At 62.0% G+C, this 13,411-nt stretch carries 13 protein-coding genes and 2 rRNA genes (1 of these 15 cut by a window edge); 11 read left to right on the forward strand and 4 right to left on the reverse strand.

The window, feature by feature from the left end:
• The 3 genes from HT051_RS03545 to fae form a co-directional block, all read left to right on the forward strand.
• A 23S ribosomal RNA gene (locus HT051_RS03545) occupies positions 1-1,458 on the forward strand (it extends 1,283 nt beyond the left edge of the window).
• 205 nt (positions 1,459-1,663) lie between these two features.
• Positions 1,664-1,778, forward strand: a 5S ribosomal RNA gene (rrf, locus tag HT051_RS03550).
• Between the two features lie 339 nt (positions 1,779-2,117).
• A complete protein-coding gene (gene fae / locus HT051_RS03555) occupies positions 2,118-2,660 on the forward strand; it encodes a formaldehyde-activating enzyme (RefSeq protein ID WP_174540758.1) in 543 nt (180 codons plus the stop codon).
• A gap of 77 nt (positions 2,661-2,737) precedes the next feature.
• Here the strand turns inward: fae and HT051_RS03560 are convergent, their stop codons facing one another.
• Positions 2,738-3,448 (reverse strand): cell wall hydrolase, encoded by a 711-nt coding sequence (locus tag HT051_RS03560; protein ID WP_174540759.1) that lies wholly within the window; start codon positions 3,446-3,448, stop codon positions 2,738-2,740.
• A 162-nt stretch (positions 3,449-3,610) separates the two neighbouring features.
• Between HT051_RS03560 and HT051_RS03565 the strand changes: the two genes are divergently transcribed.
• From HT051_RS03565 to HT051_RS03575, 3 genes are all read left to right on the forward strand, one after another.
• Positions 3,611-4,081, forward strand: coding sequence for an NUDIX domain-containing protein (locus tag HT051_RS03565; RefSeq protein WP_174540760.1), 471 nt, complete (start codon positions 3,611-3,613; stop codon positions 4,079-4,081).
• Positions 4,082-4,213: 132 nt separating this feature from the next.
• Entirely contained in the window at positions 4,214-5,275 is a 1,062-nt protein-coding gene (locus tag HT051_RS03570) for a TrkA family potassium uptake protein (RefSeq protein WP_174540761.1), read from the forward strand.
• A 75-nt stretch (positions 5,276-5,350) separates the two neighbouring features.
• Positions 5,351-5,974, forward strand: coding sequence for a YbhB/YbcL family Raf kinase inhibitor-like protein (locus tag HT051_RS03575; RefSeq protein WP_208454375.1), 624 nt, complete (start codon positions 5,351-5,353; stop codon positions 5,972-5,974).
• A 14-nt stretch (positions 5,975-5,988) separates the two neighbouring features.
• Here the strand turns inward: HT051_RS03575 and HT051_RS03580 are convergent, their stop codons facing one another.
• Both HT051_RS03580 and HT051_RS03585 read right to left on the reverse strand, forming a co-directional pair.
• Positions 5,989-6,894 (reverse strand): phosphatase PAP2 family protein, encoded by a 906-nt coding sequence (locus HT051_RS03580; protein ID WP_174540762.1) that lies wholly within the window; start codon positions 6,892-6,894, stop codon positions 5,989-5,991.
• A complete protein-coding gene (locus HT051_RS03585) occupies positions 6,884-8,311 on the reverse strand; it encodes a glycosyltransferase family 39 protein (protein ID WP_174540763.1) in 1,428 nt (475 codons plus the stop codon). The genes HT051_RS03580 and HT051_RS03585 overlap by 11 nt, the downstream gene beginning before the upstream one ends.
• Positions 8,312-8,466: 155 nt before the next feature.
• Between HT051_RS03585 and HT051_RS03590 the strand changes: the two genes are divergently transcribed.
• The 5 genes from HT051_RS03590 (at position 8,467) to HT051_RS03610 (ending at position 12,193) form a co-directional block, all read left to right on the forward strand.
• Positions 8,467-9,234: a glycosyltransferase family 2 protein gene (locus tag HT051_RS03590; protein WP_174540764.1), complete on the forward strand. Its 768-nt coding sequence runs from the start codon at positions 8,467-8,469 to the stop codon at positions 9,232-9,234.
• A 100-nt stretch (positions 9,235-9,334) separates the two neighbouring features.
• On the forward strand, positions 9,335-9,583 hold the full coding sequence (locus tag HT051_RS03595) for a lipid-A-disaccharide synthase N-terminal domain-containing protein (RefSeq protein ID WP_174542845.1): 249 nt from the start codon (positions 9,335-9,337) through the stop codon (positions 9,581-9,583).
• Between the two features lie 34 nt (positions 9,584-9,617).
• On the forward strand, positions 9,618-10,676 hold the full coding sequence (locus HT051_RS03600; protein WP_174540765.1) for a phosphatase PAP2 family protein: 1,059 nt from the start codon (positions 9,618-9,620) through the stop codon (positions 10,674-10,676).
• Between the two features lie 239 nt (positions 10,677-10,915).
• Positions 10,916-11,086, forward strand: coding sequence for a hypothetical protein (locus tag HT051_RS03605; protein ID WP_174540766.1), 171 nt, complete (start codon positions 10,916-10,918; stop codon positions 11,084-11,086).
• A 171-nt stretch (positions 11,087-11,257) separates the two neighbouring features.
• Positions 11,258-12,193: a cation diffusion facilitator family transporter gene (locus HT051_RS03610; RefSeq protein WP_371740598.1), complete on the forward strand. Its 936-nt coding sequence runs from the start codon at positions 11,258-11,260 to the stop codon at positions 12,191-12,193.
• A 94-nt stretch (positions 12,194-12,287) separates the two neighbouring features.
• On the opposite strand, the gene HT051_RS03615 is transcribed toward HT051_RS03610, so the two are convergent.
• Positions 12,288-13,409 (reverse strand): ABC transporter permease, encoded by a 1,122-nt coding sequence (locus tag HT051_RS03615; protein WP_174540767.1) that lies wholly within the window; start codon positions 13,407-13,409, stop codon positions 12,288-12,290.
• Between the last annotated feature and the right edge of the window lie 2 nt (positions 13,410-13,411).

Genomic DNA, 13,411 nt, shown 5'->3' on the forward strand with positions numbered 1-13,411 from the left:
AAGTCCAAGGGTTCCTGCGTAAAGCTAATCTGCGCAGGGTTAGCCGGCCCCTAAGGCGAGGGCGAAAGCCGTAGTCGATGGGAACCACGTTAATATTCGTGGGCCAGTGGGTGTGTGACGAATCCCAGACGTAGTTAGATCTTATTGGATTGATCTGGCTGCTAAGGGGTTCCAGGAAATAGCCCCCACATCAGACCGTACCCTAAACCGACACAGGTGGACTGGTAGAGTATACCAAGGCGCTTGAGAGAACTGCGTTGAAGGAACTCGGCAAATTGCCCCCGTAACTTCGGGAGAAGGGGGCCCCGTGCTCGGGCAACCGGGTGCGGGGGGCACAGACCAGGGGGTGGCGACTGTTTACTAAAAACATAGGGCTCTGCGAAGCCGCAAGGCGACGTATAGGGTCTGACGCCTGCCCGGTGCCGGAAGGTTAAAAGGAGGAGTGCAAGCTCCGAATTGAAGCCCCGGTAAACGGCGGCCGTAACTATAACGGTCCTAAGGTAGCGAAATTCCTTGTCGGGTAAGTTCCGACCTGCACGAATGGCGTAACGACTTCCCCACTGTCTCCAACGCAGACTCAGTGAAATTGAATTCCCCGTGAAGATGCGGGGTTCCTGCGGTCAGACGGAAAGACCCCGTGAACCTTTACTATAGCTTTACACTGGTATTCGTGATGGCATGTGTAGGATAGGTGGGAGGCTTTGAACCAAGGGCGCCAGTTCTTGGGGAGCCACTGTTGAAATACCACCCTTGCAATTATGGATATCTAACCGCGGCCCGTTATCCGGGTCCGAGACAGTGTATGGTGGGTAGTTTGACTGGGGCGGTCGCCTCCCAAAGAGTAACGGAGGCGCGCGAAGGTTGGCTCAAGCTGGTCGGAAATCAGCTGTCGAGTGCAAAGGCATAAGCCAGCCTGACTGCGAGACTGACAAGTCGAGCAGAGACGAAAGTCGGCCTTAGTGATCCGGTGGTCCCGTGTGGAAGGGCCATCGCTCAACGGATAAAAGGTACTCCGGGGATAACAGGCTGATGATGCCCAAGAGTCCATATCGACGGCATCGTTTGGCACCTCGATGTCGGCTCATCACATCCTGGGGCTGGAGCAGGTCCCAAGGGTTCGGCTGTTCGCCGATTAAAGTGGTACGTGAGCTGGGTTTAGAACGTCGTGAGACAGTTCGGTCCCTATCTGCCGTGGGTGTTGGAGATTTGAGAGGAGCTGTCCCTAGTACGAGAGGACCGGGATGGACGCACCTCTGGTGGACCTGTTGTCGCGCCAGCGGCACAGCAGGGTAGCTACGTGCGGAAGGGATAACCGCTGAAAGCATCTAAGCGGGAAGCCTTCCTCGAAACTAGATCTCCCTTGAGAGCCGTGGAAGACCACCACGTTGATAGGCTGGGTGTGGAAGCGCAGCAATGTGCGAAGCTAACCAGTACTAATTGCTCGATCGGCTTGATTGCTTTCATTGTCAGTGCCTCTCTATTCGTCCTACCGCGCTCTTGCGCTACTTGAGGACGAACGGATTGCGCTTGTCGCCCCCTGGGGCGAGTTTGAGTGCAATTCGAAATGGAGCAGGCAGTCAGCGCTTCGTGTTTTTCGAGCCTTTATGGCTTTGAGCACGAAGCGCGTAAGATCAGATTTGGAGAATAACCAGTTCTTCGTCAGCCTGGTGGCTATGGCGGAGTGCCCCCACCCGTTCCCATCCCGAACACGGCCGTGAAACACTCCAGCGCCGATGGTACTAAGTCTTAAGGCTTGGGAGAGTAGGTCGTCGCCAGGCTTACCAAGAACTGGAAGCTTCTCGCCTCTTACGAGGCTTCATCGAGACATCCCCTCTATAATCACGACAGAGACTCTCTCCGACCGCCGCCGGCATCCGCCTGCGGCGGTTTTTTATTGCCCGGTTTTCGGTGGCGGACGGGGCGTCGCCCTTCGAGACGGACCTTCGGCCCTCCTCAGGGTGAGGCGTAAGGCGGTGCTTTCAATCCTCATGGTGGAGGACAATCGCCTGCGGCGGTGCGTCTTAGAGCCAACGGGTTGCGCGCGCGAGCCCGCCCCGCCATAGTCCGGCGCGACAGCAAATCACCTGACACTGCAAACAGAAGGGAACGATCACATCATGAGTGAGCGCATCGTTATGAGAGTGGGCGAGAGCCTGGTTGCAGGCCCGCCCATGACGGCGGCCGAGCCGGAAGTGGCGATCGGCGAGATGGACGGCCCGATGGGCACGGCCTTCGCCAATCTGCTGGGCGATCAGGTGAAGGGCCATTCTCGCGTTCTGGCGCTGATGAACACCGATATCATGGTGCGCCCGCCGACGATCTGCGTCTCCAAGGTCACGGTGAAGGACAACCGCTACACCTCGATCCTGATGGGCACGGTGCAGTATGCGATCGCGCGCGGCGTGCTGGATAGCGTTGCCTCCGGCGTCATCCCGAAGGAGAAGGCCAACGACCTGGGCATCATCGTTTCGGTCTGGCTCAATCCGGGCATCGTCGATGTGGAGGATCTGGATCATCAGGCGCTGTTCGAGGTGCACCGCAAGGCGACCGCCCAGGCGATTCAGAAGGCGATGAATTTCGAGCCTTCGATTGACTGGCTGCTGGAGAACCAGGACAAGGTGGTCCACAAATATTTCGAGAAGGGCCTCAAGGGCGAGTAAACCAACGCCCTGATTTGGCAGAAGATTTCAAACCGCCGTGGGGCTTGCCTCGCGGCGGTTTTTTTATGGGAGCTCGGCTACCAGCCGAAGCTGGATTTCTGGATCTGGCTTGCGGTGGCGCCGACCGGCTGGGCAATGGGCACGGCGGGCGGCGGTGCTTGAGGCTCTGGGGCGGGGTCGGGCGCCACGGAAGCCCGCATGATCGACGGTGCCGGCTCCTCGGCTTCGGCGAGCGCCGCTTTCGGCTGCTCCAGCGCTTTCTTCGAGGCAACCGCGGAGATCGGCGGCTCCAGCGGTGGCAGCTGGCGTCCGCCGCCCTTCTTCTTCCTATAGAAGGCATTGCCGCCGGCGACGGTGACATAGTCGACATTGCGGTAGGGGATTCGGATCGTCATGGCGTGGAAATACATGGCGTCGCCGACTTGCTTGGAGCGCTTGCCGGAGAGCACCTCGTCGGCCATCTTTTCCGCCATGACCTTCTCGCGGTCGGCCATCTTGCGGGTCATCACGCCGGGGGCGAATTGCCGGTGCTGGCTGACCACGCCGCAGATGGTGTTCGGATAACGGGTCGAATCCACCCGGTTCATCACCACGGTGCCGACGGCGAGAAGCCCGTCCTCGCTGGTGCGGTTGGATTCGAAATACATCGCCCGGACCAGGCAGTTGCGCTCGCCCGACGCCGTCTCGGTGCCGCTGCCGAAGCCATCGAGGCCCGTACAGCCGCCGAGCAGCGCCCCGGCGATGCCGATCGCCAGAAAGCCGAAGCGAATTTTTACCGGTCGCGTCATGCCCCCGTCCGACCCTGCCCCGTGCGATCCAATCCTGTCGTCTTTTTCAGTGCATGGCGAATGTGTCAGGCCGGAGGCGGCGGCGTCCAGCCTTAGCCCCCATCCGACCTCTTGAAGCGCAGCATATTAAGCGGTCAGGCGTGCTTGGCTATAGTCGGGGGCATGGCAAAACAAAGCGCCGGCATTCTGCTTTATCGCGTCCCGGGGCGCGCGGATTCGCTTCAGGTTCTGCTGGTGCATCCGGGCGGGCCTTACTGGGCGCGTAAGGATGCGGGCGCCTGGTCGATCTCCAAGGGCGAATACGAAGCTAACGAAGAGCCGCTTGCCGCGGCGAAGCGCGAATTCGCCGAGGAGCTTGGCATCCCAGCGGAGGGGACGTGCGTGCCGCTCGGCGAGATCGCGCAGGCGGGCGGCAAGCATGTCACCGGCTTTGCGCTGGAAGGGGATTTCGACCCTGAACGCTTTCGCCCCGGCCTGTTTGAGATGGAATGGCCGCCGAAGAGCGGCCGGCGCCAATCTTTTCCCGAGGTGGACAGGGTGCAGTGGTTCGGGCTTGCCGAGGCGCGGATGAAGATCAATCCGGCGCAGATCGCGTTCCTGGAGCGCTTGCAGGAGCTTCTCCGCAACGGCTGAGCTTCTTGCTCCCGGCTTACCCATGCCCGGCGGAAAGGCAGACGCGCCGATACTATAGGCATCGGGGCGGGCACACTTTACGGTAGAAATGTGGGCTGGGGGCGCCGGTTGGCGCCGTATCGGGGCTGGGCAATGAGACGATTGCAGGATTCGCCGGCGCGAAATCTGATCCGTATCGGCGGCTTCATCGTGGTGGTGGTTCTATTCTCGACCGCCGGCTATCTGAAGGCCGGCTGGAGCTTCGAGGATGCCATCTACATGGTGGCCATCACCGTGTTCACCGTCGGCTATGGCGAAGTCCACCCCATCGACACGCCCTATTTGCATGGGCTGACCATGCTGACCATGATCCTGGGCTGTACCGGCATGATCTTCTTCACCGGTGCCCTGGCCCAATTCTTCACCATCGGCCAGATCCAGAAAATCTTCGGGGAGAGACGCGTGCAGACCGAAGTCGAGAAGCTTTCGGGCCACACCATTATCTGCGGTTTCGGCCGTATCGGCATGGCGGTGGCGTTGGCGTTGAGCGGCGGCGGCGCCGCTTTCGTGATCCTGGAGGAGAATGAGCGGCGTGCGGGCGAAGCGCGCGATGCCGGCTATCTCTGCCTGGAAGGGGATGCGACCTCAGAATCCCTGCTCGCCGCGGCGGGGATCGAGCGGGCGCATACTCTGGCGACGGTGCTCTCTAACGATGCCGCCAATGTGTTCATCACCTTGAGTGCGCGCAATCTCAATCCGGATCTGGAGATCATCGCCCGGGGCGATGCGGTGACCACCGAGAGCAAGCTGGTGCATGCGGGCGCCAACAAGGTGGTCATGCCAACTCATATCGGGGCGGAGCGGATCGCCGAGATTATCCTCTATCCGGAGACCTCGCGGTTCATCCGGGATTCCGACCGCATGCGCGATCTCGACCGCACCTTGCGCAATCTCGGTCTGGTGATGGAGGTGGTGGTGGCGCCGGAGGGTGGCGCGCTGACCGGTGTCACCATCGCCGAGGCCGAGCGCCGGGCCAATGGCGTCTTCTTCGTGGTGCAGCTCAACCGGGCTCATGGCGAGCCGATCACCCAGCCGGACCGGGATTTGCGCATCGAGCCGGGAGACGGGGTGGTGGTGGTCGGCCGCAGCGCCGAGGCGATCGGGGCGATGTTCTCCGCTCCGGCGCAGATCCGCGCCGGACGCATGCGGATTTAGGGCGCCACTCGGGAAAGCGGCGGAACGCGATCCGGTTCGAAACGGTTAGGTTGGCATGAGAATGAGGGAGGTCGCATGAGGCATTTGGTTCTCGCCGCCGCCGCTATCGTGCTTGCCGCGATGCCGTTCGGCGTATGCGCCCAAGACGCCAAGGAGGCGACGGACGACATGCCCAACATCGCCGTAAATATCTTGCCGGCGCCAAAGACGGATGCCGATCTGAAGCTCTCCTCGACAGCCTTTGAGGATGAGGCACCGATCCCGCCGGAATACACCGCCTATCACGACAATCTTTCCCCGGCGCTCAGCTGGGCGGCCGGACCGGAGGGCACGAAGAGTTTCGCGCTTCTGGTGGAAGATCCGGATGCGCCGGTGGCCAAGCCCTTCGTGCATTGGGTGGTCTTCAACCTTCCGCCGGATCTGACCGGACTGCCGGAGAATGTCGCCAAGGAGGCTAAGCCCGACGCGCTGAAAGGCGGGGTCCAGGGCTATCAGGGGCTCGGCAAAAGCGGCTATTTCGGACCGCGGCCGCCGGATGCGCCGCCGCATCGCTACTATTTTCAGCTCTTCGCCTTAGACGATACGCTGGATGTGCCGACAGGCGCAGATCGCGATGCGCTGGTTGCGGCGCTGCGAGGCCATGTGCTCGCCCAGGACGTGCTGATGGGCAGCTATCAGAAGGGAGCCGGCGGCGAATAGGTCGGCCGGCTGGACTAGAGCTGGGGCGGCCGCTTGAAGCGGGCCGCCAACCGGCTGATGCTGTCTGAGCCGCGTTTCGATTGGGTTTGCACCCATTGGCTCGAAGCCGCGCCGGCTTGCGCCAAAGGCGCCCGCCCCAGGAGCCGCCTGACAGCATTGCGGAGCCATATGGCCACCGAATTGAGCCGGGTATGGAGCGGTCCGCCATCGGCCAGTTCGGTCTCGAAGCGTTCGAAGACGATCCAATACATGCCGCGCACCACAAGCCCCATGAACACGCCGGCAAACACAACATCGCTGAAGAAATGCCCGCCGCCGGCGATGCGAACCAGCCCGACGAAAGACCCGACGGCGAGGGCGATCAGCAGCGCCCTGCGGCGGCGGCCTCCCACCACGAAAGCCAGGGCGAAGCCGAGCGCATAGATGGAGGCGGCCTCGCCGGCGACGAAGGAGCAATTTTTCTCGCATTGATTGGAGCGTTCCAGCGCCGGAGTGAAGTGCTCATTGCCGCCGAATTGCTCGATATAGCGGGGGCGAGCGCGGTCCCAATGGTCCTTCAGCAGCGAGTTGGCGATAAGCCCCGGGCCGACGATCAGCACCATGACCAGGCAGAGCCATTGCGGGAAGCCGAGACCGGAGAGGCGCTTGCGGAAGAAGATCGAGACCAGAAGCCCGATCGAGGCGCAGATCGAGGCAAGCAGGAAGGTGAGTTTGAAGGAATTGCGCAAGAATGCGCCGAGCCCGGCCGAGCCGGTGAGCCAGAATTCCCGGTCGCCGAGAAAGAACAGCCTGCTGACGGCAATATCGATTTGCGGGAAGCCGACGAAGATAACGGAAGCGGCGAGCCCGACAGCGAGGGTGAGCAATAGGAAGCTCGGGCCTTGAGCTCCGGGCTCCCGGCTATGCTCCTCACTCCTCATCGGCTATGCCTTTGAAGTTTTCCAGAGCCTCGAATGTCACGCGCCGCTTACTCTTCGGCCCTGCAGGTATCGTCACGGTTTTTATCTCGCGCACTGTCTCGAAATGATCGTCAACGCGATTTCGCGCCCCGCGTAAGGTCACCAGCAGGACCGGTTCGGCATCGGCGCCGCTGAACGGCCGGGTAAGCTCGAAATGGTCGTGAGGCGGCCCCGGACGGCGCCAAGCCCTTATCGGAACATCGCTTTTGCCTAAGTAATATAGAAGTTCCGTGACGAGCTGCCGATCGTCGGTGACGATGGTGCCATATTCATGCTGGCTAAGAACCTTCCGGGTTTCCTCCCCGAGCTGGCGCCAACCCAACATCCGGGCATAAGGATCGGTCTTTCCGGGGATCAGCCCCTGGTCGGCCACCACAGGCCCCACGGTGAGCGCCACGAACGCGATGGCGTTGACGGCCAACGTGGCAGCGAAAAGCGCCATGCGCTTGCGCATCAGCATGGTGGCGACGACGAGGATTGTCGCGGCCGGAAAGGCCGTGGCGGCCCAATTGGCGTGGGCCCGGGAGAGAAAGGCCAGCACGGTCACCAGCAGCACAATAGGGATCGAGAAGGACAGCAGCAGCTTGGTTTCCTCGCCGCTTGCCTGGCGGATGGCGCGGATCGCGATCCAGATCAGCATCGGAAACAGCACAGGTCCGAACACGCCGCATTGGGCGAGAATGAATTCCAGCATGTTGACGGGGTGGACCGGAATGCCGCCGATGCCGGCATTGTCCGCCGTGTGGGAGAAGGTGACCAGCCCGTGCTGCAGGTTCCAGCCGATGTTGGGGGCGAGGAACAGCAGCGGGATAGCGATCAGCGCGGCGCCCTTCCAATCCTTGAGCAGCCAGCGTCCCCGCGGCTCCACGGCGAACCAGATCGCGGCGCAGAGATAGAAATACAGCATGGCGTATTTCGACAGGGCGCCGAGACCGATAGCGACGGCGAGAAGCAGCGCGAAGCTCCAGTTTCGGTCCTGGATCAGGCGGATGCCGAAATAGAGCGCCGCCGACCAGAAAAATAACAGCGGCACGTCGGTGGAGACGATGTTGGACGAAAACGAGATGCCGGGCAGGGTGGCGAAGACAATGGCGCTCCAAAACCCGGTGCGGGCGTCGAACAGCTCTCGTGCGGCTAAAAATAGGAAGATGGCACTGCCAGCATGGAACAGTGGCGAGGAGAGCCGCACACAGGCTTCGCCGTCGCCGCAAAGGCTGGTGGTGCTCCAGATCGACCAGGCGATCAGCGGCGGCTTGGAGAAATAGCCGAAGGCCGGCTCTTGCGCCCAGGCCCAATATTGGGCTTCGTCGAAGAACAGATCGGTTTGCGAGAAGCTGAGGGAGAGAATTCGCAAGCCGGTCAGCACTGCGAGGCTCAAAATGAGCGGAATGTCCCAGCGGCAACGGTCTGACGCCAGAAAACCCCCGTCTCGGTAAATCCCTGCCGTCGACATTCGCCCCCCGATCCTAGGTGTATGCTGACGCCAAAAATGATATGGCATCGGCCCTCAATCCACGCCCCGAAGGGAGCCCCATGCGGATCAGCGTCGTCATACCGGCCTATAATGAAGAGGGCAATATTGGCCGTCTTGTGGAAGAGACCTATGCGGCTGTTCCACAAGACGTTCTTGGCGAAGTCATTGTGGTCGACGATGCTAGTGATGACGGGACCGAGGCTGAAATTCAAGCGCTTCGGCCCAAGTATCCGAATCTGCGCTATCTTCGCCACGAAAGCCGGGCAGGGCAGAGTGCCGCACTGCGTTCAGGCGCTTATGCCGCAAAGGAGCCGGTGCTCGCCACCATGGATGGGGACGCCCAGAACGACCCCAAAGATATCCCGAAATTGCTGGAAAAGCTGGGCCAGCCGGGCTCAAACGGGCCGGCGCTGGTCGGCGGGATCCGTACCGAGCGCAAGGATACCGGATCGAAGCGTTTCGCCTCCCGTGCGGCCAATTGGATCCGCGATTCCATCCTGAAGGACGACTGCCCGGATACCGGCTGTGGAATCAAAGTCTATTGGCGCGACGCGTTTCTGCGCCTGCCTTTTTTCACCAGCATGCACCGTTATCTACCTGTCTTATTCCTCACCTATGGCTACTCGGCTGCTTATGCCCCGGTCTCCGATCGGCCGAGGCAAGCCGGGCAGTCGAAGTACACGAATCTGGGGCGTGCACTGATCGGGCTATACGATCTTTTCGGCGTGACATGGCTGCGCAAGCGGACCATGGTACCGCCGGTTTTTGAAGTGAAGCTGCCGCCCCAGTCTGATACAGATGAGGGAACGGCAGGTCAGCGCGACTGACGCCGGCTATGGGAATTGAAACGTGACCGCAGCAGAAAGTTGGTTTGCGCACGCCTCGTGGACCGAGGTGATCTGGCTGGTGGTGGGATTCGCCGCCCAGATGATGTTCGCCATGCGCTTTTTGGTGCAGTGGGTCTATACGGAGCGCGCGCGGCAAAGTGTGGTGCCGGAGGCGTTCTGGTATTTCAGCCTCGCCGGCGGTTTGATGCTGCTGACCTATGCGATCTACCGGATGGACCCGGTGTTCATCCTCGGCCAGGCCATGGGGCTGATCGTCTATATCCGCAATCTCTACTTCATCTGGCATCACAAGCGCGCGCCGGAGCACCCGCCGGCGCCGGCCGAGTAGGCTTTAGCACCGCTCCTGTCGCTCGGAGGCGAGTATGCAGGAGCGCTTGAACCGGAAGCTCCCCGCCTGGGTAGAGCGCATCGTGCATCTGTCGCGCCGCGACAAGCTGGTGCTGATCGGGTCCGTCATAGCCTTCGGCATGTTCTTCATCGACCCGGCCGTCTATCGATGGGCGCGGGATCTCGATCCCAATGTGCGGGCGATCTTCAAATTCATCACCGATATCGGGAAGTCCGGCTGGGTCCTGATCCTCACCGGCACGCTGGTGATGACCTGCGTAGCGCTGGGCTACCGCGCCAGCCACCGGCGCTTGCGTATCGGGCGACTCTATGCCGGGCAGGTGATCGCCTTCATCTTCCTGGCCGTAGCGACGACGGGGATTGCCGCTTCGCTGTTGAAGAACAGCATCGGCCGTGCACGGCCGAAGCTATTCGAGCTGGACGGCTCGTTCCATTTCTCGCCTTTCGCTTTCGACTCCGATTTTGCCTCGTTCCCGTCGGGGCATTCGACCACGACCTTCGCGCTGGCCACGGCGCTGGCGCTGCTAATGCCGCGGATCGCGGTGCCGATCTATGCCGCCGCCGCCTGGATCGCGGCGAGCCGCTTCCTCACCGGCGCGCATTACGTCTCCGATGTGGTGGCCGGCGCGGCGCTCGGTATCGGCGGAACCTTGCTGCTGCGGGAGGTGATGTGCAGACGGCGCTCTCTGTTCGAGCGGCGCGCGGAAGGGGCACATCTGCGCGGTCAGCGGCTCGGCGATTGGGTGCTGACCGAGCTTCCCGATGCGGTGATGGCTTGGATACGCAGCGTCGTCGTTGCGCCGGTCATGGGGCTTTGGCGTGGCGACAAGCAAAAAGACACGCGGCCGCCCCGCGGCGGGGTTTCGCTGCAGGAGCTTGCCGCGGCACCGGAAGGTATGGGCGCCTTGTTCGCATCGCCCCATAGCCGGGTTTCCGATCCGATCGAAGCGGATCTTGCGCCGGACGCAACCCCCGGCCCTCTGCCGATGCCGTTTGCGGCGCACAGGGGCGGCAATGCCGAAGCGTCGGAGCCCTGCCCGCTCGCTGGCGCCGGAACGCCGCCGCAACAGTAAGCCAGCCCGTTTTTTCGCCGAACGGACCGGGACGAGGGCCGGTCCCGTGTGTTGCACGTTTTTCACAAGCTGCAATCTATGGTCGCATATGACGCATCGCGACCGACCGACGCGCGCGACATCACGGCGCGATACATCCCCCAGATGAGACGTTAAAGGTGCAAAAGGCGACGCGCCGAAAGGGAGCCGGCGCGGCCCGAAATAGCGAAAAGATCATGCGGCGGAGATCTGAATATCGAATGTTGAAACTCACGAAGTTTCGTCTCCTTGAGATTGGTTTTGCCTTGCTCCTCACGATTGCTGCTCTGGTCGTTCTCGGATTCAGAGTCTGGGCGGGCGAGCCGTTCACGGCGACTCACTTGGCGGAGAATCTTCCGTTGGCCGATGTCGAGCAGGGGCCTTTGAAATAGCAGCCAGGCAATAGCAGTCAGCCTTGGGGCGAGGGCCTTTCCGTAGCGCCGGGCAGCGCCTGGCGGACGCGGCAACTGCAAGTCATTTTCATTGTAAAAGATAGAACTTGCCAGGCACGGCGCCGGCGTCTTTAGGTGCGCCGGACGGCAACGGTTTTAGCGCGGCGAATTTTGCTCAGGATCTTCAGACCCCGGACGGCGGAGACGCTGGCCATCGGCAGTATCGTCGTGGCCTTTGTCGTGCTCGCGCTGAAATATCTCGCCTATCTGATGACCGGCAGCGTGGCGCTGTATTCCGACGCGCTGGAGAGCATCGTCAATGTCGCCACCGCCGTCACCGCCTTTATCGCGGTGCGGATGAGCGCCATCCCGCCGGACTCCAACCATCATTTCGGACATACCAAGGCGGAATATGTCTCCGCCGTCGCGGAGGGCGTGCTGATCGTGTTGGCGGCGTTCTCCATCCTGCGCCACGCCTATTTCGCGTTTCTCGATCCGCAGCCCATCGCCGCGCCGGTGGAAGGCCTGGCCATCAATGCGGGGGCGAGCGTTCTGAATGCCGGCTGGTGCCTGGTGCTGTTCCGGCGGGGCGGACGGCTGCGGTCCGAAGCGCTGGTTGCCGACGCCAAGCATCTTCTCACCGATGTGATCACCTCGATCGGCGTGCTGATCGGCGTTGCCGCTGTGGCGTTGTCCGGCATCCTGGTTCTCGATCCGCTGATCGCAGGCGTGGTCGCGCTCAATATTCTCTTCATGGGATGGCGCCTGATGCGGGACTCGATTGGCGGTCTGATGGATAAGGCGGCGCCGGAAGATGTGATGGAGCGGATCCGCGAGACCATCGCGACCAATGCCGAAGGCGCTATCGAGGCGCATGACGTGCGCTCCCGGCTTGCCGGGCGGGTGACCTTCATCGAGTTTCATCTGGTGGTGCCGGGCTCGATGGATGTCGCGGAGAGCCACAGGATCTGCGACCGGATCGAGGCGGCATTGGGCGAGGCTGTGCCGGAGGCCGCCGTCACCATCCATGTCGAGCCGGAAGAGAAGGCCAAGCATCACGGTGGAGTGCCGATCGTCACCGAGTTGCCGAAGCATCCGCGCCGCTGAGTGAGCGTTTATTCGGGGCGCGGCTGCGCGAACAGGACGGGTCGGGCCGGCGTGCATATGTGTCGGCAGACGAAATGCGCCGCCGGGCCGCGCCTCACGCCATCGTGGTGATCGAGCGCCGGAAGCGGGCGAGCGAGAGGGCGAACAGCGCCGCGCCGATCCCGATGAGCGCGAGGAATTGCGGCCAGACGATCGAAAATCCGGCACCGCGATACAGGATGGCCTGGGCCAGAGACACGAAATGGGTGTTGGGCGCGGCCAGCATGATGGTCTGGACGAATTCGGGCATGCTCTCGCGCGGCGTGGTTCCGCCAGAGAGCAGCTCCAAGGGCAGCAGCGTCAGGATCAGCAAGAGCCCGAATTGCGGCATCGACCGCGCCAGCGTGGCGAGGAAGATGCCAAGGGAGGTGGTGGCGAAGAGATGCAGCGCCGCGCCGGTCAGAAAGAGCGGGATGGAGCCTTCGATCGGCACCTGAAGGAAGCCCTGCACGATGAACAGGAGGGCGAAGGCGCAAGCCACCAGAACCACCAGCCCCATAGACCAGATCTTGCTCAGCATGATCTCCGCCGGGGTCAGCGGCATGACCAAAAGATGCTCGATGGTGCCGTGCTCGCGCTCGCGGATCAGCGCTGCACCGGTCAGCACGATGGAGAGCAGGGTCACGTTGTTGATGATCTCCATGATGGAGCCGAACCAGGCGTGATTCAGGGTGGGGTTGAAGCGGGCGCGCAACACGAGATTCACCGGCAGGTCGGTGACCGAGCGGTGGCGGTCGACGAAGGCGGCCGCCTCTTCCTGGATAATGGTCTGGACGTAGTTGTTGCCGGTGAAGGCCTGGGTCATGCGCGTCGCATCGATATTGAGCTGTATCGTCGGCTGGTCGCCTGCGAGCACATCGTGCTGGAATTTCGGCGGGATGCTGAGGGCGAAGGTGTCGAGCCCGGCATCCATGCGCGCATCCATCTCGGAGAGGGTAATGATCCGTGGCCGCGAGAAATAGGGCGGCTGGAATGCATCGATGATGCGCTCCGAGAGCTGGGAACGGTCCTCGTCGACGACGGCGATGGCTGCGTGGTTGAGCGTCTCGGGCATGCCGGTGGCGGCGGCGTAGATGGCCAGGGAGAAGGCATAAAAGACGAAGACCATCATCATGCGGTCGCGGAACAGGCTGCGCAGCTCCTTCACGCCGAGACGGAAAATATGAGCGACCCGCATGA

This window comes from Methyloligella sp. GL2, assembly GCF_013341275.1.
In the GTDB taxonomy this organism is placed as follows: domain Bacteria; phylum Pseudomonadota; class Alphaproteobacteria; order Rhizobiales; family Methyloligellaceae; genus Methyloligella.

Coding starts and splice junctions, on each gene's coding strand:
- fae (WP_174540758.1), top strand. CDS start 2,118: ATGAGTGAGCGCATCGTTATGAGAGTGGGCGAGAGCCTGGTTGCAGGC.
- HT051_RS03560 (WP_174540759.1), bottom strand. CDS start 3,448: ATGACGCGACCGGTAAAAATTCGCTTCGGCTTTCTGGCGATCGGCATC.
- HT051_RS03565 (WP_174540760.1), top strand. CDS start 3,611: ATGGCAAAACAAAGCGCCGGCATTCTGCTTTATCGCGTCCCGGGGCGC.
- HT051_RS03570 (WP_174540761.1), top strand. CDS start 4,214: ATGAGACGATTGCAGGATTCGCCGGCGCGAAATCTGATCCGTATCGGC.
- HT051_RS03575 (WP_208454375.1), top strand. CDS start 5,351: ATGAGGCATTTGGTTCTCGCCGCCGCCGCTATCGTGCTTGCCGCGATG.
- HT051_RS03580 (WP_174540762.1), bottom strand. CDS start 6,894: ATGAGGAGTGAGGAGCATAGCCGGGAGCCCGGAGCTCAAGGCCCGAGC.
- HT051_RS03590 (WP_174540764.1), top strand. CDS start 8,467: ATGCGGATCAGCGTCGTCATACCGGCCTATAATGAAGAGGGCAATATT.
- HT051_RS03595 (WP_174542845.1), top strand. CDS start 9,335: ATGATGTTCGCCATGCGCTTTTTGGTGCAGTGGGTCTATACGGAGCGC.
- HT051_RS03600 (WP_174540765.1), top strand. CDS start 9,618: ATGCAGGAGCGCTTGAACCGGAAGCTCCCCGCCTGGGTAGAGCGCATC.
- HT051_RS03605 (WP_174540766.1), top strand. CDS start 10,916: ATGTTGAAACTCACGAAGTTTCGTCTCCTTGAGATTGGTTTTGCCTTG.
- HT051_RS03615 (WP_174540767.1), bottom strand. CDS start 13,409: ATGCGGGTCGCTCATATTTTCCGTCTCGGCGTGAAGGAGCTGCGCAGC.